This is a genomic window from Halovulum marinum, from assembly GCF_009697225.1.
GTDB lineage: Bacteria > Pseudomonadota > Alphaproteobacteria > Rhodobacterales > Rhodobacteraceae > Halovulum > Halovulum marinum.
In genome coordinates, this window is record NZ_WIND01000011.1 from 103,195 (window position 1) to 124,217 (window position 21,023).

Sequence of the window (21,023 nt, forward strand, 5' to 3'; positions counted from 1 at the left end):
GGACCGCCGTTCGGCCCTGCAACAGCGGCCGCCGCGCGCCGGGGGCACTTTTTTCACGGGAATGTGACGCGCGGCGGCGACGGGCTAGACTGTCCGGGACGTAGCGGGCGGGAGCATGCATGGCCGGAAGCGACATCGCGGGCGAACCGATCGCGCTGCCCGGCGGGCTGGCGGGGGTGGTGCTGCACCGCGGACTGCTCGACCGCACGGCGCAGGCGGCGCTGGTCGAGGAGTTGCGGCAGGTTGTGGCGCGGGCGCCGCTGTTCGCGCCGCTGACGCCCTGGGGCAAGCCGATGAAGGTGCGCATGACCTCGGCCGGGCGGTTCGGCTGGTACACCGACCGCAAGGGATACCGCTATATCGACGCTCACCCGTCGGGCGCGCCGTGGCCGCCGATACCCCAGGGCGCACGGGCGGTGTGGAGGCGGGTCGCGCCGGACGCCCGCGCGCCGGAATGCTGCCTCGTCAACCGCTACGGCGAGGCGGCGCGAATGGGCCTGCACCAGGACCGGGACGAAGCCGACTTCTCGCAGCCGGTGGTGTCGATCTCGCTGGGCGATCCGGCGACGTTCCGCATCGGCGGGCTGCAGCGCGGCGGTCCGACCACTTCGGTCCGGCTCGAGTCCGGCGACGTGCTGGTGATCGGCGGCGCGGCGCGGCTGGTGCACCACGGCATCGACCGGATCTTCTTCGGACGTTCGGATCTGCTGACCGATGGCGGGCGCATCAATCTCACGCTGCGCGTGGTGACCTGAGCCGGTCGGCGCGCCGGTGCAGGGCGCGGCTGATGGTGACGACGATGGCGCAGGCGATCAGGCCCGGCAACCGCTCCGGCAGCCCGTCGATCGCGGCCGAAACCAGCAGGAACACAGGCGCCAGAACCGCCCGGCCAGACGAGGATCAGAAGCAGTTAGGGCCGCTTGCGGTCGGGCCGGGCGCATCTTCCGTGAGAACGCACCACGGCAACGGCCGGGGCGCACATGCGGTTCCCCGCCGCGCACGGTCAGCGCCGCTCCAGCGCCAGCCCCGCGGCCAGGCCCAGGAACAGGCCGCCGCTGCCCCAGCGCACCGCGCGGGCGCGGGCGAACCCCCGCCCGAGCCGCCCCGCGAAGCCGCCGACCAGCGCGTTGACCACCGCGCCGCCGGCCATCAGCACGCTGCCGAACACCAGGAACTGGCCCAGCACCGGCCCGGCCTCGGGGCGGATGAACTGCGGCACCAGCGCCAGCATGAAAATCGCCACCTTCGGATTGAACAGGCACACCAGCGCGCCCTCGCGCAGCGCCCGGCCGGCGCTGAACCGCGGCGCCGCGCCGGCCTGCGGCGCCGGCGCGCGGAACGCCTGCACGCCGATCCACGCCAGATACGCCACCCCGGCCCAGCGCACCGCCTCGAACGCCAGCGGATAGGCCTCGAGCAGCGCCGCCAGCCCCAGCCCGGCCGCCAGCGCGTGCGCCATCCCGCCGACCGCCACGCCCAGCGCCGCCGCGATCCCCGCCCGCGGGCCCGAGCGCATGCCCTGGCCGAGGCAGAACAGCATGTCCGCGCCCGGCGTCAGGTTCAGCGCCAGCGCCACTGGCACGAAGATCAGCAGGGTCTGGGCGTCGGGCATCGGGCCTCCGGAACCTGCGGCCAGAAAGACGCCGGGCGCGGCGCGCGTCAAGCCCCCGACGCCGCCCCGCCTCCGCCGCGTCCCGTCCCTCGCAACCGGCCCGGCGTTGCGCTAGACAGGACGGCGGACAGAGACGGAAGGAACCCATGCCGCATCTGCTGTGCCTCGGCTTCGGCTTCACCGCCCGCGCGCTGACCGGCGCGCTGGGGCCGGGCTGGCGCGTCACCGGCACCACCCGGCACGCCGCCGGGCTGGACGCGGTGCGCGCCGCCGGCGCCGAGCCGCTGCTCTGGCCGGGCGAAGAGCTGACGCCGGCGCTGGCGCAGGCGACGCACGTGCTGTCCTCGGTGCCGCCGCGCGACGCGGGCGATCCGGCGCAGGCGCTGATGGCCGCGCATCTCGGCCGCATGCCACGGTTGGAATGGCTCGGCCTGCTGTCTACCACCGGCGTCTACGGCGATCACGGCGGCGGCTGGGTCGACGAGGACACGCCGCTGGTGCCGGCCACCCACCGCGGCGGGCTGCGCGCGGCGCAGAACGCCGCCTGGATGGATCTCTGGCGGCAGCACGGGCTGCCGGTGCACATCTTCCGGCTGGCCGGGATCTACGGGCCGGGCCGCTCGGCCTTCGACAAGCTGCGCGACGGCAGCGCGCGGCGGATCGTCAAGCCGGGGCAGGTGTTCAGCCGCATCCACGTCGACGACATCGTGCAGGTGCTGCGCGCCTCGTTCGCGCGGCCGCACCCGGGCCGCGCCTACAACGTCGCCGACGACGCACCCGGCCCGCCGCAGGACGTGATCGAGCACGCCGCCAGGCTGCTGGGCGTGCCGGTGCCGCCCGACCAGCCGTTCGATCAGGCCGAGCTGACGCCGATGGCGCGCAGTTTCTACGCCGACAACAAGCGGGTTCGGAACGACCGGATCAAGAACGAACTTGAAGTGCGGCTGAAGTACCCGGACTACCGCGCCGGTCTGGCGGCTGTGCTTTCCGCGCACGGATAGCCGGCAAAAATCCCACGGGGCTTGTCACCGCGCCGCGCCTCGTGGAAGAAAAACGCCAAAACAGGCGAGGAATACGCACGGTGAGGCACGGGGTTTTCGCGGTGACGATGGCGGCGGCGGTGGCGGCGCTGACGGGCGGCGCGGCGCGGGCGCAGACGCTGAATCTCTATGGCAACCCCGGCCTGCTCGACCTGCCCACCGCCGAGACCCTGCCCGACGGCGAGGTGACGGCGACCTACGGCCAGATCCAGCACTCGCAGCGCAGCTCGATCGGCTTCCAGCTGCTGCCGCGGGTATACGGCACCATCCGCCTGTCGGAAATCCAGGACGTTCCCGGCGGTCCCTCGGTCTCGGCGCGCGGCTTCGATCTGCGCTTCCAGCTGCTGGAGGAGGACGGCCTGCTGCCCGGCGTGGCGCTGGGCCTGCGCGACTTCCTGGGCGACGGCCCCTACGGCGCGGAATACCTGGTCGCCAGCAAGACCGTCATCCCCGGGCTGACCCTGACCGGCGGCATCGGCTGGGGCCGGCTGGGCGGCGAGGCCAGCCTCGGCAAGCCGTTCGGCGACCGCGGCGCGGTCACCGATCCCACCGGCCAGCTGCAGTTCGACCGCTATTTCCAGGGCGACGCGGCGGTGTTCGGCGGCGTCGCCTGGGACACGCCGATCGACGGGCTGCGGCTGATGGCGGAATACTCCCCCGACAGCTACGATGCGGAAGAGGCCGGCGGCTTCGACCGCGCCTCGCCGTTCAACATCGGCGCGGCCTACAGCCCGAACGACCATGTGCAGCTGTCGGCGGCATGGATGTACGGCTCGGCCTTCGGCTTCCAGGTCAGCTTTTCGGGCAACCCGAACGATCCGCTGGCGCCGCAGGACCTGGGCACGGGCCCGGCCCCGGTGCGCGCCCGCGCCGCCGACGCGCCGATGGGCACCGCCTGGGCCGACAACCCGGACTCGCAGCGCCAGCTGCTGGCGGCGCTGTCCGAGGTGCTGGCGGCCGACGGCATCGGCATCGACGAGGCGCGGATCACCGGCACCAGCATCGACCTCTACCTGGTCAACACCCGGATCCAGCGCCGCGCCAAGGCGATCGGCCGGGTGACGCGGGTGCTGGCGCTGGCGATGCCGCCGTCGGTCGAGACCTTCAACATCACCCTGCTGAACGACGGCCTGCCGGTGACCACCGCGCAGATCCGCCGCTCGGACGTCGAGGCGCAGGTCGACCGGCCCGGCGCGGCGCTGGACAGCTGGCAGAGCACGCGGCTGACCGACGCGCGCGCGCAGATCGCGGGCGAGGGCGTCTACCGCCGCCCGATCGCGCCGCGCTTTTCCTGGGGCATCGGGCCGACGATCCCGATCAACCTGCTGGACGTCGACGACGGCTTCAAGCCGGACGTGCAGATCAACGCCACCGCGACCTACCAGTTCAGCCGCGGCCTCAGCGTCTCGGGCGAGCTGTCGAGCTTCGTCATCGGCACCGAACAGAAGACGGTCTCGACCTCGACCAGCCCGCTGCCGCATGTGCGCAGCGACAGCGACCTGTACTATTCGGGCCGCGACATCGACATCGAGCGTCTGACCGCCGACTACGTGTTCAAGATCGCGCCGAACCTCTACGGCCGCACCTCCGCCGGCATTCTCGAGCGGATGTTCTCGGGCGTCAGCACCGAGGTGCTGTGGGCGCCGGTCGACGCCGACCTGGCGCTGGGCGGCGAGGTGAACTACGTCCGCCAGCGCGACATCGACGATCCGTTCGAGCTGCAGGACTACGACGTCGTCACCGGCCACGCCTCGGTCTACTGGGACACCGGCTGGAACGGGGTCGAGGCGCAGCTCGACGCCGGCCGCTACCTGGCCGGGGACTGGGGCGCGACGCTGTCGCTGTCGCGGCGCTTCGCCAACGGCTGGGAGGTGCGCGCCTACGCCACCGGCACCGACGTCAGCTTCGAGGATTTCGGCGAGGGCAGCTTCGCCAAGGGCGTCGAGATGACGATCCCGCTGCGCTGGGGCGCGCCGTTCGAGACCAAGTCCGAGGTGCGGGCCGAGCTGATCCCGACCGAAAGCGACGGCGGCGCGCGGCTGGACGTTCAGGGCCGGCTGTACGGCCGGGTCCGGGATCTGGACCGCGCCTCGCTGCGCGATGGATGGAGCGCGTTTTGGCAGTAAGACCGATGCTTCTGGCGGCGGCGCTGGCCGCCGCGCTTTCCGGCTGCGGCAGCCAGCAGGCGGAAAGCGGGCGGATCGTGAAGCAGGCGCTGGCCGGCTTCTTCCCCGGCGGCGGCGGCGCCGAAACCGCGCCCAGCCCGGCGCAGCAGGCCACCGTCGCCGCCGCGCCCGCCGGGCTGACCCGCGCCCAGGTCGACGCCAGCGGCGTCGCCATGATCCGCGCCCGGCTGGCGTCCGAGACCGCGCGCTCGGTGCTGACCGGCGCCTCCGAGAACGACGGCTACGTCAGCTATGTCTCGCGCTTCGGCCAGATGCTGACCCTGCGCGGCAGCCTGGTCACCGCCAGCCGCGGCCTCGGCTACGATCTGCTGTCGCTGAGCCCCGGCGCCGACGATCCGCTGGTGCGCCCGCGCCCGGTGGGGGCCTGGCCGGCGCGGGTGACGCGCACCTACCGCTTCCCCGGCCGCGGCCCCGGCGGCCGCGCGCTGAGCGTGCAGTGCACCTACGTTCCGGGGCAGACCCGCCGGATCGAGATCGTCGAGGTCGTCCACACCGGCATCCAGGTCGAGGAACGCTGCGCCGGCGGCGGCGTGGCGTTCAGCAACTACCATCTGGCCGACGCCCGCAGCGGCTTCGTCTGGCGCAGCCTGCAGTGGCTGGGCCCCGAACAGGGCTTCATCGACCTCGAGGTGCTGGAGCCGTTCACCGGCGACTGAGCCCGCGCTCAGGTGAACGCGATCGGCGTCTGCCGGGTCCGGTTCACCCGCAGCGTGAACACGTCGGGCCGCGCATAGTGGCCGCAGGCGTCGAACTTGCGGCGCGACGCGGCGGCGGCGGCCGGGTCGATCTCGGTCACCAGCAGCCCCTTCTCGCGCCGCATCGGCCCGGCCTGCACGCCGCCGAACGGCCGGTACACCACCGCGTCGCCGGGGTTCAGGTATTCGTCCGCGTCCGGAAACAGCTCGTCGCGGTAGGGGATCGATTGCGGAATGTCGGCGGCCTCGATCGAGGTCGCGCAGCCGATCACCCAGCAGCCGCCCTCGCGGGCGATGTGCTGCATCGTCGCCAGCCAGATATCGCCGCTGTCCCAGGTCGGCGCGACGTAGATGTCGATGTTCTGGGCGTAGAGCGCATAGCGCGCCAGCGGCATGTAGTTTTCCCAGCAGATCAGCGCGCCGATGCGCCCCACCGCGGTCTCGACCACGTTCAGCGTCGAGCCGTCGCCAAATCCCCAGACCATCCGCTCCGGGTTGGTCGGCATCAGCTTGCGGTGGTTGTTCAGCACCCGCCCGTCTGCGTCGATGATCGCGACGCTGTTGAACAGCGTGCTGCCGCTGACCGCGTTGTCCACCTCCTGGTGACCGATCACCACCACCATGGCGTGTTCGCGGGCGGCGGCACGCACCGGGGACAGGTCGTCCCGGCTCATGTCGACAGAGTTCGCCTGCGACAGCGCGAACAGCTCGTCCGTCTTGCGCATCCCCGCGCCGGGCGGCAGCCGCCACACGAAGGTCGGATAACCCGGCAGCCAGACCTCGGGGAAGACGATCATCGCGCAGCCCTGCGCCGCCGCCTCGGCGATCAGGTCGACCGCGCGCGCGATCGACGCCGCCTTGTCCAGATAGACCGGCGGCTGTTGTACGACGGCTGTTTTCATCGGCGGGCCTCCGGATGCGTCCGGAAGCATGCAGCACACGCGGCCGCGTGGCCAGAAGTTCCTGCCCCGGCCGGCGCGCCGCGGCGACCGCCGCGCCGGTCCGCGCGAAGGAACCCTCGAAAGAAAACGGGCGCCGCGGCGCCCGTTTCCTGAAACCTCGGATCCGTCCGGGATCAGTCGGAGGCGATCGCGATGCCGGCGCCGACGATGACCAGCGCCACCAGGGGCACGACCCAGCCGGCGTTCGAGCCGCCCATCGGGGCCTCTTCGACCACGGGCTCCGGCGGAGCGACGAAAACTTCGACGGTACCGGCGAAGGCAGGCGCAGCGGTCAGCAGGGCGGCTGCGGTCAGAGCGATCTTCTTCATTTTGGTCTCCTATGGCCAAAGTGGTGCGCGTGCCCCAGCACGATCAGGGCGGTGCAAATCACGCGTACGAGCAAAGCTGTATTTTTTCAACGCCGTGGCAAATAGATACGCATCGATTCTCGCCAGCTGTGCCATAGTTGCAATAACAGCGCGCAAAAAATGCACGGTCGTCAGACCACCAGTACCTGCATGCCGACAGTCGCCCTGTCGAACAGCTCGGCGATGTCCTCGTTGTACAGGCCGATGCAGCCGTTCGATGCCCGCCGCCCGATCTTGCGCGTGTCGTTGGTGCCGTGGATCCGGTAATACTGCCAGCTCAGGTACAGCGCGTGGGTGCCAAGCGGGTTCTGCGGGCCGGGGCCGACATAGGCCGGCAGCGACGGGTCGCGCTTGAGCATGTTCGGCGTCGGCCGCCAGTCCGGGCCCACGCGCTTGCGCACGATCGAGGTGCGGCCGCGGCGGGTCATGTCCTCGGTCAGCGGCACCGAGGTGGGGTAGATCTTGTAGGTCTGGCCGTCGCCGGACCAGAAATGCAGCGCCCGGGCGTTGGTGTCGACCAGGATCGCGCCATCGTTGAGCGAAACGAAATGGTCCTGCCAGCGGCGCGCCGCAAAGCCCGAGACGCGGCGCTGCAGCCCGGCCTCGCGCACGCCCAACAGCTGCCGGTTGTCCAGTTCCAGGCCGCTGACCGGCCGGTCCGCGGCCTGGCTGACGGTGGCGTAGCGGTCCATCAGATCCGCGGCGCGCGGCGCGCAGGCGCCGGTGGCCAGACCGGCGCCGGCCCCGAACAGAAGCCGCGCGGCCTGCCGGCGGCTGATCGGGTGGGAAGAATGTGCCATGTCGAATACGCTCCGATTGAGTGATCGGGGTGCAAGACCCTGAAACAGCTTGCATCGAAAAGTTATAGATCAATCCCCCCGTCCTTCAAACAGGGTTTGAACCCGGACAACGGGAACGCTAGGTATTCGTTGCGTTGATGATCGGAACGGAAAGCATGTCGTACATTCGCGGATTCCTCCTTTTGCTGTCGCTCGGGCTCCTGGCGGCCTGCACCACGCCGCCCCCCGAACAGGTCGGCGGGGTGCAGATGATCCGCGAGGCCGACACCCAGGCGGTGATGACCAGCCATGTCGACGCGCTGAACGCTTACCGCGCCACGCGCGGCCTGCGGCCGGTGACGCTGTCGGCGCGGCTGACCGCCGCCGCCCGCACCCACGCCCGCGACATGAGCGTGCAGGAGCGCGCCTGGCACTTCGGCTCCGACGGCACCTCGCCCCGCGACCGGGCCGAGCGCGCCGGCTTTGCCGGCCGGGTGCTGGGCGAGAACATCTCGGAATCCTTCGACGACGAACTGCAGGTGCTGCAGAGCTGGATCGACGATCCGGTGACCCGCAGCGTCATGCTGAGCCCCGAAGCCGACAGCGTCGGCCTCGGCTGGTTCCAGGAATCGGACGGCAAGCTGTGGTGGGTCCAGCTGCTGGGCCAGTCCTCGGCCCCGCTGATCGCCTCGCGCGCCGGTTTCGCGCCGCCTACGCCAGAATCGTGACCGGCGTGCCCAGCGGCACGCGCGAATAGATCTCCTCGATCTCGGCGTTGGCGACGGCGATGCAGCCGGCGGTCCAGTCCTGCTTTTCCGGCCGGTAGCCGTTGTTCGGCTGGCCGTGAAAGAAGATGTCGCCGCCGGGTTCGACCCCCATCGCCTGGGCGCGGGCCAGCTGCTCGGGGGTGGGATAGTTGATCCCCACACTCAGGTGATAGCTGGACTTCGGGTTCTTGCGGTCGACGAAATAGCGCCCCTCGGGGGTGCGTCCGTCGCCTTCCTGCTGTTTCTGGCCCTGCGGCGCGAAGCCCAGCCCGACGCGGAACTCGCGCACCGGCTTCTGCTGCTGGAACAGCAGCAGGCGGCGTTCGGCCTTCAGCAGCATCACATGATCCGCCGGCGGAAGCGCGGCGTAGTTGCGGCCGCACGCGGATAGACCCGCCGCGGCCAGACCCAGAACGACCGCGCGACGCGGCCGGCAAATGCCTGTCATCGTTTCTTGCCCTTTACGACCTGCTCGAACCGCCTCTGCGAGCGGTTTTCCGCCGCCGAGCGTACCTCAGCAACCCCCCTTGCGGCAAGGCCGCGTTGCCGGGCTCAGCCGTCGCCGCCGCTGCCGCCGCCGCCGCCGCCGTCGCCCGGGCCGCCGTAGCCGCCGGGCAGCCGGGTCATGCGGCGGATGTCCTCGATCGTCTGGCGGGCCTGCAGACGCGCGACCTCGTCCATCTTGCCGTCGAGCATCCGCAGCGTCGTCTCGGCTTCGCGGCTGACGGATTCAAGCTGCATCCGCAGCCCGTGGATCTGCGCGACCAGCGCGGACGTCACCTTGCCGTGCATCTCGCCGGCCGACTGCACCTCGTCATAGGGGGCCGGCGCGCCCCGCCGCGCGGCAACCGCGGCGTCCAGCGCCGCGCTCAGTCCCTTGCCGCCGAGATATTCCCGCGCGAACGCCTCCAGCGCCGGATCGTCCGAGTCGATCTGATCGAACAGCTTTCCCATTGCGCAGCCTCCCCGCGGGTACCGCGCAGGATGATATCAGACCTGCGCGCCGGCTTCCGCCGCGATTTGCGCGCGCGACTTGCGGGCGCGTTCGCTCGCGGACTTCAACTGGCCGCAGGCGGCCATGATGTCCTCGCCGCGCGGGGTGCGCACCGGGCTGGCATAGCCGGCGCGGTTCACGATCTCGGCGAAGGCCTCGATCCGGCCCCAGTCGCTGCGCTCGTAGGGCGCGCCGGGCCAGGGGTTGAACGGGATCAGGTTGATCTTGGCCGGGATGCCGGCGATCAGCTGCACCAGCCGCCTGGCGTCGGCGTCGCTGTCGTTGACGCCCTTCAGCATCACGTACTCGAAGGTGATCCGCTCGGCGTTGCTCAGGCGCGGGTAGTCGCGGCAGGCCTGGATCAGCTTCTCGATGTTCCACTTCCTGTTGATCGGCACCAGCGTGTCGCGCACCGCGTCGGTGGTGGCGTGGAAGCTGATCGCCAGCATGCAGCCGATCTCCTCGCCCGCGCGGCCGATTTCCGGCACCACGCCGCTGGTCGACAGGGTGATGCGGCGGCGCGACAGGCTCAGCCCCTCGCCGTCCATCGCGATCTTCATCGCGTCGCGCACGCCCTCGAAATTGTACAGCGGCTCGCCCATGCCCATCAGCACGATGTTCGACACCAGCCGCTTGCCGTCGGCCTTGTGGCCCCACTCGCCCAGATCGTCGCGGGCCACCAGGATCTGGCCGACGATCTCGCCGGCGGTCAGGTTGCGCACCAGTTTCTGCGTGCCGGTGTGGCAGAACGAGCAGGTCAGCGTGCAGCCCACCTGGGACGAGATGCACAGCGTGCCGCGGTCTTCCTCGGGGATGTAGACCGCCTCGACCTCGTGCCCGCCGGCGATGCGCAGCAGGTATTTCCGGGTGCCGTCCTCGGAGATCTGGCGCGTCACCACCTCGGGGCGGCGGATCTCGTAGGTCTCAGCCAGCGTCGTGCGCAGCGCCTTCGACAGGTTGGTCATCGCGTCGAAATCGCGCGCGCCCTTCTGGTACAGCCACGCCCAGACCTGGCTGGTCCGCATGTTGGCCTGCTTCTCGGGGGTGCCGGCCTCGATCATCGCTTCGCGCAACGCCTCGCGCGACAGGCCGATCAGGTTCGGACGGCCGGTGTCCTTGCGCGGAATGGTCAGCAGATCCTGGGTCACGGGCGCGGTCGCGGTCATGATCGGGCTCTCCGGGGTGGGCGTGAAGCGGCAGCGCATAGCATACGCCTTGCCCCGAAGATAGGGGGTCCGCCGACCCCAGCCAAGCCCGGCGCCCGGTCAGCCGCGTTTCGTGCGCAGGATGTGAACATGGTCCGCATCGTAAAGCGCGCTGTCCGGAAAGCCCTGCGACGGGTCCAGCGCGCGGCCCACGAAGATCAGCGCGGTGCGGGTCAGCTTGGCGGTGCGGACCTTGTCGCGGATCGTGGCCAGGGTGCCGTGGACAAAGCTCTGGTCCGGCCAGCCGACGCGATAGGCGACGATCACCGGGCAGTCCGCGCCGTAATGCGGGGTCAGGCGGCGCTCGACCTCCAGCAGGTTGCGGATCGACAGGTGGATCGCCAGCGTCGCGCCGGAACGGCCCAGCGTGTCCAGATCCTCGCCCTCGGGCATGGCCGAGGATTTCATCGCCGTGCGCGTCAGGATCACCGTCTGGCTGACCTCGGGCACCGTCAGCTCGCGCCCCAGCGCGGCGGCGGCGGCGGCAAAGGCGGGCACGCCCGGCACGATGTCGAACGGGATGCCCAGCGCGTTCAGCCGCCGGATCTGCTCGGCGATGGCGCCGTACAGCGACGGATCGCCCGAATGCACCCGCGCCACGTCCTGCCCCCTGGCATGAGCGGCCTCGATCTGCGCAAGGATCTGGTCCAGCGTCATCGGCGCGGTGTCCATCACCAGCGCGCCCTCGGGCGCGTTCGCCACCACCGCCTCGGGCACCAGCGACCCGGCATACAGGCACACCGGGCACTCCGCGATCAGCCGCTGGCCCTTGACCGTGATCAGATCCGGATCGCCCGGCCCGGCGCCGATGAAATGAACCGTCATTCCGCGTTCTCCAGTTTCTTGGCATAGCCGCGCGGGGTGTACAGCCGCCAGCCCCCGGCCCCGGCGGAGCGGTCTCCGGTCGGGAAGGCACGGCTCTGGCTGGCGCCGATCAGCACCACGGTCAGCATGTCGACCTCGCCGGTCTGCAGCGTCGCCAGCGTCCGGCGGGTCAGCCTCTCGTCCGGGCGGCCGAGGTTCGAGGCCAGCAGAACCGGCGTTCCCGCAGGGCGATGCGTCAGCAGGATCTGCCGCGCCTCCTCCAGCAGGGTGCGGCGGCGGCGGGAGACGGGGTTGTAGAAGGCGATCACGAAATCGCCCTCGGCGGCGGCGCGCAGGCGTTTGACGATGGCCTCGCGCGGGGTCAGCAGGTCGCTCAGGCTGATGGCGCAGAAGTCGTGGCCCAGCAGCGCCCCGGCACGGGCCGAGGCCGCCTGCAGCGCCGAGATCCCCGGCGCGTTGACGATCTCCACCCGCCGCGCGGCATCGCTGACGCCGCCCTTGTCCGGGTCGCGGTCCAGCAGTTCGGCCACCAGCGCGCCCATGGCGAAGATCCCGCCGTCGCCCGAGCAGACCAGCGCCACGTCGCGCCCCTGCGCCGCCGACTCCAGCGCATGGCGGCAGCGGGCCTCCTCCTCGCCCAGCGCAAAGGTCTTGCGCGGCGTGTTCGCCGCCAGCGGCCCCAGCAGATCGAGGTAGAGACCATAGCCCACCAGCTCGTCCGCCTCGGCGATCAGCCGGGTCGCCTCCGGCGTGCGCCAGCCCGCATCGCCCGGCCCGATCCCGACGACCGAGACCTTGCCCCGCTTCCGACCCTGTTGCGGGGCGGACCCGATCCGCGCCACGGCGCAGGTCGCCTCGGTTGTGCGCTGCTTCGGCACGATCAGCGCGCCATCCGGCCCGGCGGCGGCCAGCGCCGCGCCCTCGCTGACGCCGTGACAGCCGACTTCGGTGAACACCACGTCCGACGGGGTTTCCAGCCGGGGCGTTTCGGCCTCCAGCACGTCGGCGGGGAAGAAGCGTGCGGGCACGCCCAGATGCGCGGCCAGCGCATGCACGGCGGCCTCGTCGGCCTTCAGGTCCAGCGACACCACGCAGGACACCGCGAACGGCGACAGCCCCGCCTCGGCCAGCGTCCTGCCCGCCAGCGAGATCAGCCCCTCGGTATCCGCGTTCCGGGCGCAGCCCACCCCAATCGCAAGGTCCTGCCGCCGCCAGACCAGCGAGGGCAGCCCCGCAACCGTCAGTACCACGGGCGCATGTTCGTCCGGGGCTGCCACCCGGCGTACCGCCAGCTCCCCCAGCCATGCCGCTTCGCCGGACAGGGTTGCCGTTGCGCCGTCCAGCAGCGCGCGGGCTACGGGCTTGGCATCTTCGGGGTTCTCCAGCCGCCAGCCCTCGGGCGGCTCGTCCAGCGCGACGCCGAGGCCGAGATCGCCGGCCGTGGTGATCGCGGCCGCCCCGCCCAGCAGGTCGGCGATCCGCCGCGCCAGCGCGTTCGCGCCGTGGTGCCCGCCCAGCAGCGGAACGGCGGCCGAGCCATCCTCGGCCACCGCCACCACCGCCGGTTCGGCGCGCTTGTCGCCCAGCAGCGGGGCCAGCGTGCGGATCAGGATGCCCGCGGCGCAGACGCCGACGATGGGCCGGCTGGCGGCGAACAGGCCGCGCAATTGGTCGGCCACGCCGCGGGCGCCGAGCCGGTGCAGATCTCCGCCAAGTTCGACGGCCAGCCGTTCGCCCAGGGGCGCGGCGCCGGCGGTCAGTGTCACGATCGCGGGAGTCTTGTCAGGAACCGGCATGCGGGTCGTCTCCGGGAACCAGGATCATCGAGAAATAGGGGGCGGTATCGGGCGCCTCGGCCAGCGGCATCGCCTGCTGGTGCGGCAGGCTGGCGTGAGAGACAAAGGCCGCGCGCCTTTCCAGCCCGGCCTCGGCCAGCAGGGCGCGCACGCGCGGCAGGTGCCGCCCGACCTTCATGATCGCCAGCGCGCCGGGCCGCGCGATCAGCGCGCGCAACTCGTCGTCGGGCAGGGTGGCGGGCAGGGCGCTCAGCACCTCGTTGCGGGCGCAGAGCGGCCGTTGCACCGCCGCCGCGCAGGCGGTCATCGAGGTCACGCCGGGCACGATCCGAACCGGCGTCCGCCCGGCAAGCCGGGCGAACAGGTACATGAACGAGCCGTAGAAGAACGGATCGCCCTCGCACAGCACGACGACATCGCCGTGCTGCAGCGCCTCGGCGATCTCGTCGGCGGCGCGGTCGTAGATCGCCTGCGCCGGGAAGCGTTCGCTTCGCATCGGGATCACGATCGGGATCTCGCGCGCAGCTTTCGGGATGAACGCGGCGACGATCGACCGGGCGAAGCTGGCGCCCGAGTCCGGCGCCGGATAGGCCACGGTCACGGCAGAGGAAATCAGCCGGTGCGCCTTGAGTGTCAGCAATTCGGGATCGCCTGGTCCGACGCCCACGCCGTAGAGGGTCCCGCTCATTTCGCCCACACCCACTGTGTCACCGGCATCATCGGTTTCCAGCCCCGGAACGGGCCGACCGGTTCCGCGCGCGAAACCTGAAGCCGGGTCAGCGTCCCGCCCAGCCGGGCATGGGCGGCGATCAGCAGCGCCTCGGATTCCAGCGTCACCGCGTTCGCCACCAGCCGCCCTGCCGGGGTCAGCGCCGCGACGGCGGCGTCGATTGCCGCATCCGACAGCCCGCCGCCCAGGAACACCGCGTCGGGGCGCGGCAGGCCGTCCAGAGCCTCGGGCGCGCGGCCCTCGATCAACTGCAACCGGGGCGCGCCCAGCCGCTGGGCGTTGCGTGCCGCCATCGCCCGCCGCCCGGCCAGAGGCTCGATCCCGACCGCCACCCCGTCGCGCGCCAGCCGCAGCCATTCCACCGCGACCGAGCCGCAGCCGCAGCCCACGTCCCACAGCACCGCGCCGCGGCGGGGCGCAAGCCGGGCGAGGGTCAGCGCCCGCACCTCCTGTTTGGTCATCTTGCCGTCATGCTCGAACGCGTCATCCGGCAGCCCCGGCCCGCGCGGCAGCACCCGCGCGCCGGGGGTGACGACGCATTCGACCGCCAGCGTGTTGAAATCCGGGCTGTCGGCGGCCCAGGCTTTCGCCACCCCGTCCACCCGGCTTTCGCGCGGCCCGCCCAGCGCGCCCAGCACCGTCAGCCTGCTGTCGCCCAGCCCGGCCTCGGTCAGCAGCACCGCGACCTCGCCCGGAGTGCCCCCGTCCCGCGTCAGCATCAGCAGCCGCACGCCGGGGGCGAAGAACGGGATCGCCTGCTCGACCGGGCGGCCATGCACGGTCAGGGTTTCCACATCCGCAAGGCTCCAGCCCATGCGGCAGGCGGCCCATTGGAAGGCCGAGATCTGCGGGTGAAACGTGACCTGATCCGCCGGGATCGCCCGCAGGATCCGCGCCCCGACCGAGTACCAGAGCGGATCGCCGGTCACCAGGATCACCAGCCGCTGACCCCGGTGCGCCCGGATCTCGTCGATCATCGCATCGAAGGGCGAGGGCCAGGACAGCCGCCTTGCCGTGACGTTGGGGCTGAGCGCATGATGCCGGTCGCCGCCGATGATCACCTCGGCGGCCTCGACCACGGCACGGGCGGCGGGGGTCAGCGCGTCCATCCCGTCCTCGCCGATGCCGACGATATCCAGCCAGGCGGTCACCGGCAGGCCCTCATCACGTTCTCCAGCTCGCCTACGTCCACCGGGATCTCTCCCTGTACCAGCCGGCGTACATGCGCCAGCAACGACAGCCGCGCCGGAGACGGCTCCCGGACCACGCGGATCCCCTGCCCCGTGTCGTACATGTCCAGGTGGTCGCGGAAATTCTGCCGCGCACGGGTCAACGAATACCGGTGGTTCGGCCCGCCGCGCACCTCGCCGGCGTCGGCCGCGTCCTGGCCGTCATCCTCCCACCAGCAGACGGCGCAGCAGTCATAGCCTTCGCGGAAGGTCAGCGTCGGCAGGTGGCAGCAGGGGCAGAGGAACCGCTCGCCCAGCTTCCAGTACAGCTTGCCCGCATGGCCGGGCACCTGTTCCATCCGGTCGCGCAAGGGGGCCATGTAGTCGGGCAGCGGCGCGATCACGTTCCGTCCCCCCGCAGCCCCAGCGCCGCCGCGTTCACCGCCGCCGCCGCCATCGCCGACCCGCCACGCCGCCCCGGCAATGTCGCGAACGGCACGCCGCGCGGGTGGGCGGCCAGTTCCGCCTTGGATTCCGCCGCGCCGACGAAGCCGACTGGAAAGCCGAATATGGCTGCGGGCATATCGGCGCCCTCGTCCAGCAGTTCCAGCAGGCGGAAAAGGGCGGTTGGGGCGTTGCCGATGGCGACCACCGCGCCGCCCAGCCGGTCCGCCAGCAGCTCGGTCGCCGCCGCCGAGCGGGTGTTGCCGATCGTCCGCGCCAAGTCCGGCACGCGCGGGTCGTCGATGGCCGTCACCACCTCGTTGCCCGGAAGCCCCCGCCGGATCACCCCGCCCGCGACCATCCTGCAGTCGCAGATCACAGGCGCGCCCGAGGCCAGCGCCGCCCGCGCCGCCGCGACCACGCCGGGCGCGGCCACCAGCGTCTCGGCGACATCCACCATCCCGCAGGCGTGGATCAGCCGCACCGCCAGCTCGGCCTCGTCCGCCGCGAACCGGTCCAGCGCCGCCTCGCCCCGCACGGTGGCGAAGCTTTGCGCATAGATCGCCTTGGGGTCGCGGACGTAGTCGATCACCCCCTGGCCTTCAGGTGCTTGCGCACGCTCTCCGGTCCCAGCGGGTGGTCGGCGTGCGGATAGGGCGGGTGGTGGTGCCCGTGCCCGTGATCATGCCCGTGATCATGCCCGTGCCCGTGATCGTGATCGTGATCGTGCGCGTGGTGATGGTGGTGATGCCCGTGGCCATCGCCATGATCGTGGTCATGATGATGGTGGTGATCCATGTCCAGCCGGCACGCGCCGGTGCAGAAATGGTCGCACAGCGCACAGTCGGCGACGTTGGAGCCGGGCGCGCTCGCCCCCTGCCCCTCGACATGGTGGTGATGGCTTTCCTGCGGCATCCCGACCTCGGCCTCGAAGCCCAGCACCTGCGCGCGGTACTTGCACATGCCGCAGTTCATCGCCGTGTCGCCGGACAGGATCCCGGTCACCCGCTCGGCGAAGGTTTCCAGCACCTTGGGGTGGTCGCCCAGGTAACCCGCCTTGACGAACTGGGTGCCCGGGGTGCGCCCGGCCACCATGTCGGTAAAGCCGTAGATGCGGTTGATCAGCACGCCGGTGAACAGGAAATAGGGGAACACGACGATGCGGCGATAGCCCAGCCTGGCGGCGTGTTCCAGGCACGGCTCGACCAGCGGGAAGGTGACGCCGGAGTATCCGACCTCGCACCAGCCGAAGCCCATGCCCTCCCACAGCAGCCGCGCGACCTTGGAGACGTTGGCGTTCGCGTCCGGGTCGCTCGCCCCGCGGCCGATGACGACAAGGCAGGTCTCGTGCCGGGGCACCGCGCCCTGCTTGTCGGCCTCGGCCAGCGCGTCCTCGATCCGGCCGGCGGCGGCGGCGATCATGCGCGGGTCGACGCCCAGATCGCGGCCGTAGTCGATCCTGACCCCATGCTCGGCGGCATATGTGTTCAGCACCGTCGGAATGTCGTTCTTGGCGTGCATGGCGGCGAACAGCATGCCCGGCACGGCCAGGATATGGTCGCAGCCATTTTCGCGCAGATTGTCCAGCCCCTGCCGGATCACCGGGTTGGCGAATTCGAGATAGCCGTAGTCCACCGGCCACTCGGGCGGCAGATAGGCGGGCAGCTGCCGTGCCAGCGTCGCGAACTCGTCCACCGCCGCCTGGCTGCGCGAGCCGTGGCCGCAGATCATCACCCCGACCTTGCCTGTCGATCGGGGCGTCATCGCGCCGGGGCCTCCTCGGCGGCGCCGTCACCGTCCCCGGTCTCGGCGTGCTTGCCCTTGCGCCCGCGCAGCCCGGCCCAGGCGGCCAGGCCGATGGCGACGCCCAGCGCGCCCAGCGCGATCCAGTGGTCGTGCCCGGCGGCATCGACGATATGGCCCGGATCCGCCAGCGCGGGGCCTGCCGCGAACACGGCGGCGACGGTCAGTCGGGGAAGCGTCATCGGCGGCGGCCTTTCCTGTCAAAGCGCCGCATGGCCGAACGGGGCGCCCGCGGGCGCCCTCGACGACGATCCCCCGCACCCCCTGCTTGGGTCGGCGCGGTCCCAGATCTTCCGCTCAGCCATTCGGCATCGTCGGCTCCTGCGTAGCAGCCGCGCCCTGCCCCGGCAATGCTCAATCCAGCGCCGCCAGCCCGGCCTTCAGCGCCTTGCGGAACACGGTGGGCAGCGCGTCGCCCGCGGCATGGCTGGCCGGGTGGAACGCGCCGGACTTCGGTGCCGTGCCCGCCGGCACCTCGCCCGCCATCACCGTCAGGCGCAGGTGGAAATGGGTGAAGGTGTGCCGCACCTCGACCGGGGCCCGGCGCCAGTCGGCGTCCAGCGGCGGCGCGGGCTCCGGCGCGGCCTCGGCCCACTCGGTGCCCGGCAGGCCCAGCATGCCGCCCAGCAGGCCGCGGCCGGGCCGCGTCTCCAGCAGCAGCGCGCCGTCGCTGCGCCGGGCCAGATAGGCGATGCCCTGCCGCACCGGCCTGGCCTGCTTCGGTGCCTTCCGGGGCAGGTCCGGCGCGCTGCCGGACAGCCGCCCGGCGCAGGCGTCCCGCCACGGGCAGATGCCGCAGGCCGGGTTGCGCGGGGTGCAGATCGTCGCGCCCAGGTCCATCACCGCCTGGGCGTAGTCGCCCGGCCGGACATCCGGCGTCAGCTTCGCGGCGGCGGCCTTGATCTCGGGCTTGGCGGCGGGCAGCGGGGTGCGGATGTCGCGCACCCGCGCCATCACCCGCTCGACATTGCCGTCCACCACCACCGCGCGCCGGTCGAAGGCGATCGCCGCCACCGCCGCCGCCGTGTACGGCCCGATCCCCGGCAGTTCGGCCAGCCCGGCCTCGGTGTCCGGAAACCTGCCGCCATGCGCGCCGGCGACGACGCGCGCCGCCTTCAGCAGGTTGCGGGCGCGGGCGTAGTAGCCCAGGCCGGCCCAGGCCGACATGACCTCGGCATCCTCGGCCGCGGCCAGATCCGCAACCATCGGCCACAACCGGGTGAACTTCGCGAAATACGGCCCCACCGCCGCCACCGTGGTCTGCTGCAGCATGATCTCGGACAGCCAGACGTGGTAGGGATCGGCGCGCCGCGCGCTGCCCGGCGGCACCCGCCACGGCAGGGCGCGCGCATGGCGGTCGTACCAGTCCAGCAACGTTCGGGGGGAAGGGTCACGCAAGTGTTATTGCCTTTCACGACAGGCTGGGGCTGGTGGTCCGCTCCACAGACGTTAGAATCCGCCCCACACCCTTGGCGAGGCCCGACCCGATGCGCAAGACCGGCAAGCAGACCCCGACCGCGAAGCGCGTGCGCCGCTTCACGCAGGCCGGCGCGCTGCTGGGCCAGCGCATCCAGGGCGCCTCGGCCAAACGCGGCTTTGCCGAAACGCGCCTTCTGACCCGCTGGGCGGAAATCGTCGGTCCCGAACTGGCGCAGGTCGCCCGCCCGCTGAAGGTCAGCTACACCCGCGAGGGCTTCGGGGCGACGCTGACCGTGGCCTGCGACGGCGCCCGCGCGCCCGAGGTGCAGATGCAGGCCGAGACGATTCGCCAGCGGGTGAACGCCTGCTACGGCTACAACGCGATCAGCCGCGTGCGCATCGCGCAGGAGGATGGGCAAGGTTTCGCCGAGGCGCAGGCCGCCTTCCTGGCGCCGAAGCCCGACGCCGCGCCACGCCCGGACCCGAAGGTGCAGGCGCAGGCCGCGCAGGCGGTGGCGGGCGTCGGCGACGACGGGCTGCGCCGCGCGCTGGAGCTTCTTGGACAGAACGTGATGACCCGCACCGGGTCGCCATCGAAGGAGACCTGAATGACCCTTGTCCGACCCACCCGCCGCGCGCTGCTGCGCGCCGGCCTCGTCGCCGGCCTGGCGCCGGCCCTGCCGGCGTGGGCGCAGGATGCCGCCACCGACACCGGAACCGACACCGGCGCCGGAACCGACGCCGAAGCCGGGACCGCGGCCCGCACCGTCGAGGTGATGGCGACCGGCGCCGAGGACGCGCCGGTGACGGTGATCGAATACGCCTCGCTGACCTGCCCGCACTGCGCACGGTTCCAGACCGACGTGTACCCGCGGCTGAACCAGAACTACATCGAGCCGGGCAAGGTCCGCTTCATCGTGCGCGACGTCTATTTCGACCGGCTCGGGCTGTGGGCGGCGATGGTGGCGCGCTGCGGCGGCGCCGACAAGTACTTCGGCATCGTCGACCGGCTGTACCAGAAGCAGGGCGACTGGTCGCGCAAGGAGACCGCGCAGGAGGCGTTGGCGGCGATGTTCGCGATCGGCCGCCAGGCCGGGCTGACCGACGACGCGATGCAGGACTGCGTGCAGGACCAGGCCTGGGCCGAGGCACTGGTCGCCGAGTTCCAGAAGAACATGGAGGCCGACCAGGTCGAGGGCACGCCGACCTTCTTCATCGACGGCGAGAAGCAGCCGAACATGCCCTATGACGAGTTCGCCGCCCGGCTGGACGAGGCGCTGGGCAGCTAGAGCGCCAGCGCCCCGAGCGCGGCGTCCAGCGCGCCGCGTTCGGCCAGCGCCAGCCGCACCGGCAGGGTCAGGACCTGCGGCCGCAGGTCGGCGGGCAGGCGCACCGCGTCCTTCTCGGTGGTGACCGGCTGCGCGCCCAGCGCGGCCGCCTCGCGCAGCAGCCGCTCGACCACCGCGCGGCTGTAGGCGGCGTGGTCGGGAAACGCACGCGTCGCCACCACCTCGGCGCCGGTGGCGCGCAGCGAGGCGAAGAACTTCCCGGGCCGGCCGATGCCGGCGAACGCCAGGCAGCGCAGGCCCGGCCACGACATTCCGGTCGGCAGCGGTTGCAGCGAGCCCTCGGCCAGCGGCACCGCGCGCAGCTGCGGCCACTGCGCCAGCACCCGCGCCCGCGCCGGCGCCGGGCCCAGCAGCAGCACCAGGTCGGCGCGCGCCAGCCCGGCGGCGACCGGCTCGCGCAGCGGCCCGGCCGGGATCACCCGTCCGTTGCCGAAGCCTGCCTCGGCGTCGACCACCAGCAGGCTCAGGTCCTTGGCCAGGTCCGGGTTCTGGAAACCGTCGTCCAGCACGATCACCCGCGCCCCCGCCGCTTCGGCCGCCGCCGCGCCGGCGGCGCGGTCGCGCGCTACCCAGGCCGGGCCGAAGCCGGCCAGCAGCAACGGCTCGTCGCCGACCTCGGCGGCGGTGTGCGCCGCGGGATCGACCCGCACCGGCCCCGGCAGGCTGCCGCCATAGCCGCGCGACAGCGCGTGCGCGGCGATGCCGCGTTCGGCGAAATGCTCCAGCAGCGCCGAGACCACCGGCGTCTTGCCGGTGCCGCCCGCGGTCAGGTTGCCGACGCAGATCACCGGCACGCCGGGCCGCAGCTTCGGCGGCCGCGCCACCCGGCGGGCGGTCAGCGCCGCCCACAGCGCCGCCGCCGGCGCCAGCGCCCGCGCCGCCAGCCCCGGCGCGTCCGGCG

At 72.0% G+C, this 21,023-nt stretch carries 25 protein-coding genes; 7 read left to right on the forward strand and 18 right to left on the reverse strand.

What is annotated here, in order from left to right; all coding sequences use genetic code 11:
- The first annotated feature begins 119 nt into the window (after window positions 1–119).
- Window positions 120–755 (forward strand): alpha-ketoglutarate-dependent dioxygenase AlkB family protein, encoded by a 636-nt coding sequence (locus GE300_RS13960; protein WP_154447179.1) that lies wholly within the window; start codon window positions 120–122, stop codon window positions 753–755.
- Here the strand turns inward: GE300_RS13960 and GE300_RS13965 are convergent.
- The gene (locus tag GE300_RS13965) at window positions 733–870 is read right to left on the reverse strand and encodes a hypothetical protein (RefSeq protein WP_154447180.1); all 138 of its coding nucleotides are present in this window, start codon (window positions 868–870) and stop codon (window positions 733–735) included. The two genes, GE300_RS13960 and GE300_RS13965, sit on opposite strands and share 23 nt — an antisense overlap.
- A gap of 133 nt (window positions 871–1,003) precedes the next feature.
- The gene (locus GE300_RS13970; RefSeq protein ID WP_154447181.1) at window positions 1,004–1,612 is read right to left on the reverse strand and encodes a LysE family translocator; all 609 of its coding nucleotides are present in this window, start codon (window positions 1,610–1,612) and stop codon (window positions 1,004–1,006) included.
- Window positions 1,613–1,758: 146 nt separating this feature from the next.
- On the opposite strand from GE300_RS13970, the gene GE300_RS13975 reads away from it, so the two are divergent.
- From GE300_RS13975 to GE300_RS13985, 3 genes are all read left to right on the forward strand, one after another.
- Entirely contained in the window at window positions 1,759–2,613 is an 855-nt protein-coding gene (locus GE300_RS13975) for an SDR family oxidoreductase (RefSeq protein ID WP_154447182.1), read from the forward strand.
- Between the two features lie 80 nt (window positions 2,614–2,693).
- Window positions 2,694–4,778, forward strand: a complete 2,085-nt coding sequence (locus tag GE300_RS13980; RefSeq protein WP_154447183.1) for a YjbH domain-containing protein — start codon at window positions 2,694–2,696, stop codon at window positions 4,776–4,778.
- Window positions 4,769–5,494: a YjbF family lipoprotein gene (locus tag GE300_RS13985; RefSeq protein WP_233417023.1), complete on the forward strand. Its 726-nt coding sequence runs from the start codon at window positions 4,769–4,771 to the stop codon at window positions 5,492–5,494. Before GE300_RS13980 ends, GE300_RS13985 begins: the two co-directional genes overlap by 10 nt.
- An 8-nt stretch (window positions 5,495–5,502) precedes the next feature.
- Here GE300_RS13985 and GE300_RS13990 read toward each other — a convergent pair whose 3' ends face one another.
- The 3 genes from GE300_RS13990 to GE300_RS14000 all read right to left on the reverse strand — a co-directional run bounded on the left by GE300_RS13990 (window position 5,503) and on the right by GE300_RS14000 (window position 7,642).
- Complete coding sequence (locus GE300_RS13990; RefSeq protein WP_154447185.1) at window positions 5,503–6,435, reverse strand: carbon-nitrogen hydrolase family protein; 933 nt, start codon at window positions 6,433–6,435, stop codon at window positions 5,503–5,505.
- Between the two features lie 173 nt (window positions 6,436–6,608).
- A complete protein-coding gene (locus GE300_RS13995) occupies window positions 6,609–6,803 on the reverse strand; it encodes a hypothetical protein (RefSeq protein WP_154447186.1) in 195 nt (64 codons plus the stop codon).
- Window positions 6,804–6,973: 170 nt separating this feature from the next.
- Window positions 6,974–7,642 (reverse strand): L,D-transpeptidase, encoded by a 669-nt coding sequence (locus GE300_RS14000; protein ID WP_233417024.1) that lies wholly within the window; start codon window positions 7,640–7,642, stop codon window positions 6,974–6,976.
- 155 nt (window positions 7,643–7,797) lie between these two features.
- Between GE300_RS14000 and dalA the strand changes: the two genes are divergently transcribed.
- Entirely contained in the window at window positions 7,798–8,349 is a 552-nt protein-coding gene (dalA, locus tag GE300_RS14005) for a divisome-associated lipoprotein DalA (protein ID WP_154447187.1), read from the forward strand.
- Here dalA and GE300_RS14010 read toward each other — a convergent pair.
- From GE300_RS14010 to GE300_RS14065, 12 genes are all read right to left on the reverse strand, one after another.
- Complete coding sequence (locus GE300_RS14010) at window positions 8,333–8,836, reverse strand: L,D-transpeptidase family protein (protein WP_154447188.1); 504 nt, start codon at window positions 8,834–8,836, stop codon at window positions 8,333–8,335. The genes dalA and GE300_RS14010 overlap by 17 nt on opposite strands.
- A 104-nt stretch (window positions 8,837–8,940) precedes the next feature.
- Window positions 8,941–9,342, reverse strand: a complete 402-nt coding sequence (locus tag GE300_RS14015) for a hypothetical protein (RefSeq protein ID WP_154447189.1) — start codon at window positions 9,340–9,342, stop codon at window positions 8,941–8,943.
- A gap of 36 nt (window positions 9,343–9,378) precedes the next feature.
- The gene (gene rlmN, locus GE300_RS14020) at window positions 9,379–10,548 is read right to left on the reverse strand and encodes a 23S rRNA (adenine(2503)-C(2))-methyltransferase RlmN (protein ID WP_154447190.1); all 1,170 of its coding nucleotides are present in this window, start codon (window positions 10,546–10,548) and stop codon (window positions 9,379–9,381) included.
- A gap of 99 nt (window positions 10,549–10,647) precedes the next feature.
- Window positions 10,648–11,412, reverse strand: a complete 765-nt coding sequence (gene cobM / locus GE300_RS14025) for a precorrin-4 C(11)-methyltransferase (protein ID WP_154447191.1) — start codon at window positions 11,410–11,412, stop codon at window positions 10,648–10,650.
- Entirely contained in the window at window positions 11,409–13,208 is a 1,800-nt protein-coding gene (locus GE300_RS14030) for a cobalamin biosynthesis protein (protein ID WP_154447192.1), read from the reverse strand. The genes cobM and GE300_RS14030 overlap by 4 nt, the downstream gene beginning before the upstream one ends.
- Window positions 13,195–13,896 carry a precorrin-2 C(20)-methyltransferase gene (gene cobI / locus GE300_RS14035; RefSeq protein WP_154447193.1) on the reverse strand — a complete coding sequence of 234 codons (702 nt, stop codon included), beginning with the start codon at window positions 13,894–13,896 and terminating at the stop codon, window positions 13,195–13,197. Before cobI ends, GE300_RS14030 begins: the two co-directional genes overlap by 14 nt.
- Entirely contained in the window at window positions 13,893–15,089 is a 1,197-nt protein-coding gene (gene cbiE / locus GE300_RS14040; RefSeq protein ID WP_325063237.1) for a precorrin-6y C5,15-methyltransferase (decarboxylating) subunit CbiE, read from the reverse strand. The genes cobI and cbiE overlap by 4 nt, the downstream gene beginning before the upstream one ends.
- Complete coding sequence (locus tag GE300_RS14045; RefSeq protein WP_325063238.1) at window positions 15,086–15,511, reverse strand: CPCC family cysteine-rich protein; 426 nt, start codon at window positions 15,509–15,511, stop codon at window positions 15,086–15,088. The genes cbiE and GE300_RS14045 overlap by 4 nt, the downstream gene beginning before the upstream one ends.
- A complete protein-coding gene (locus tag GE300_RS14050) occupies window positions 15,508–16,143 on the reverse strand; it encodes a precorrin-8X methylmutase (RefSeq protein ID WP_325063239.1) in 636 nt (211 codons plus the stop codon). The genes GE300_RS14045 and GE300_RS14050 overlap by 4 nt, the downstream gene beginning before the upstream one ends.
- Window positions 16,140–17,315 carry a sirohydrochlorin chelatase gene (locus tag GE300_RS14055; protein WP_154447195.1) on the reverse strand — a complete coding sequence of 392 codons (1,176 nt, stop codon included), beginning with the start codon at window positions 17,313–17,315 and terminating at the stop codon, window positions 16,140–16,142. The genes GE300_RS14050 and GE300_RS14055 overlap by 4 nt, the downstream gene beginning before the upstream one ends.
- Window positions 17,312–17,536: a DUF6732 family protein gene (locus GE300_RS14060; protein ID WP_154447196.1), complete on the reverse strand. Its 225-nt coding sequence runs from the start codon at window positions 17,534–17,536 to the stop codon at window positions 17,312–17,314. The genes GE300_RS14055 and GE300_RS14060 overlap by 4 nt, the downstream gene beginning before the upstream one ends.
- A 172-nt stretch (window positions 17,537–17,708) precedes the next feature.
- Window positions 17,709–18,752: an A/G-specific adenine glycosylase gene (locus GE300_RS14065; protein ID WP_154447197.1), complete on the reverse strand. Its 1,044-nt coding sequence runs from the start codon at window positions 18,750–18,752 to the stop codon at window positions 17,709–17,711.
- Between the two features lie 89 nt (window positions 18,753–18,841).
- Here GE300_RS14065 and GE300_RS14070 point away from each other — a divergent pair, with 89 nt between their 5' ends.
- Window positions 18,842–19,381, forward strand: coding sequence for a DUF721 domain-containing protein (locus GE300_RS14070; RefSeq protein ID WP_154447198.1), 540 nt, complete (start codon window positions 18,842–18,844; stop codon window positions 19,379–19,381).
- Window positions 19,382–20,062, forward strand: a complete 681-nt coding sequence (locus GE300_RS14075) for a DsbA family protein (RefSeq protein ID WP_154447199.1) — start codon at window positions 19,382–19,384, stop codon at window positions 20,060–20,062.
- Here the strand turns inward: GE300_RS14075 and lpxK are convergent.
- Window positions 20,059–21,023 (reverse strand): tetraacyldisaccharide 4'-kinase (lpxK, locus tag GE300_RS14080; RefSeq protein ID WP_233417025.1); only part of this gene is annotated, 965 nt, incomplete at its 5' end. The genes GE300_RS14075 and lpxK overlap by 4 nt on opposite strands.

What these genes read in the sequence shown, in the direction of transcription:
- GE300_RS13960 (WP_154447179.1), top strand. Translation starts at nt 120, where the DNA reads ATGGCCGGAAGCGACATCGCGGGCGAACCGATCGCGCTGCCCGGCGGG.
- GE300_RS13970 (WP_154447181.1), bottom strand. Translation starts at nt 1,612, where the DNA reads ATGCCCGACGCCCAGACCCTGCTGATCTTCGTGCCAGTGGCGCTGGCG.
- GE300_RS13975 (WP_154447182.1), top strand. Translation starts at nt 1,759, where the DNA reads ATGCCGCATCTGCTGTGCCTCGGCTTCGGCTTCACCGCCCGCGCGCTG.
- GE300_RS13990 (WP_154447185.1), bottom strand. Translation starts at nt 6,435, where the DNA reads ATGAAAACAGCCGTCGTACAACAGCCGCCGGTCTATCTGGACAAGGCG.
- GE300_RS13995 (WP_154447186.1), bottom strand. Translation starts at nt 6,803, where the DNA reads ATGAAGAAGATCGCTCTGACCGCAGCCGCCCTGCTGACCGCTGCGCCT.
- GE300_RS14000 (WP_233417024.1), bottom strand. Translation starts at nt 7,642, where the DNA reads ATGGCACATTCTTCCCACCCGATCAGCCGCCGGCAGGCCGCGCGGCTT.
- dalA (WP_154447187.1), top strand. Translation starts at nt 7,798, where the DNA reads ATGTCGTACATTCGCGGATTCCTCCTTTTGCTGTCGCTCGGGCTCCTG.
- GE300_RS14010 (WP_154447188.1), bottom strand. Translation starts at nt 8,836, where the DNA reads ATGACAGGCATTTGCCGGCCGCGTCGCGCGGTCGTTCTGGGTCTGGCC.
- GE300_RS14015 (WP_154447189.1), bottom strand. Translation starts at nt 9,342, where the DNA reads ATGGGAAAGCTGTTCGATCAGATCGACTCGGACGATCCGGCGCTGGAG.
- rlmN (WP_154447190.1), bottom strand. Translation starts at nt 10,548, where the DNA reads ATGACCGCGACCGCGCCCGTGACCCAGGATCTGCTGACCATTCCGCGC.
- cobM (WP_154447191.1), bottom strand. Translation starts at nt 11,412, where the DNA reads ATGACGGTTCATTTCATCGGCGCCGGGCCGGGCGATCCGGATCTGATC.
- GE300_RS14030 (WP_154447192.1), bottom strand. Translation starts at nt 13,208, where the DNA reads ATGCCGGTTCCTGACAAGACTCCCGCGATCGTGACACTGACCGCCGGC.
- cobI (WP_154447193.1), bottom strand. Translation starts at nt 13,896, where the DNA reads ATGAGCGGGACCCTCTACGGCGTGGGCGTCGGACCAGGCGATCCCGAA.
- GE300_RS14055 (WP_154447195.1), bottom strand. Translation starts at nt 17,315, where the DNA reads ATGACGCCCCGATCGACAGGCAAGGTCGGGGTGATGATCTGCGGCCAC.
- GE300_RS14060 (WP_154447196.1), bottom strand. Translation starts at nt 17,536, where the DNA reads ATGACGCTTCCCCGACTGACCGTCGCCGCCGTGTTCGCGGCAGGCCCC.
- GE300_RS14070 (WP_154447198.1), top strand. Translation starts at nt 18,842, where the DNA reads ATGCGCAAGACCGGCAAGCAGACCCCGACCGCGAAGCGCGTGCGCCGC.
- GE300_RS14075 (WP_154447199.1), top strand. Translation starts at nt 19,382, where the DNA reads ATGACCCTTGTCCGACCCACCCGCCGCGCGCTGCTGCGCGCCGGCCTC.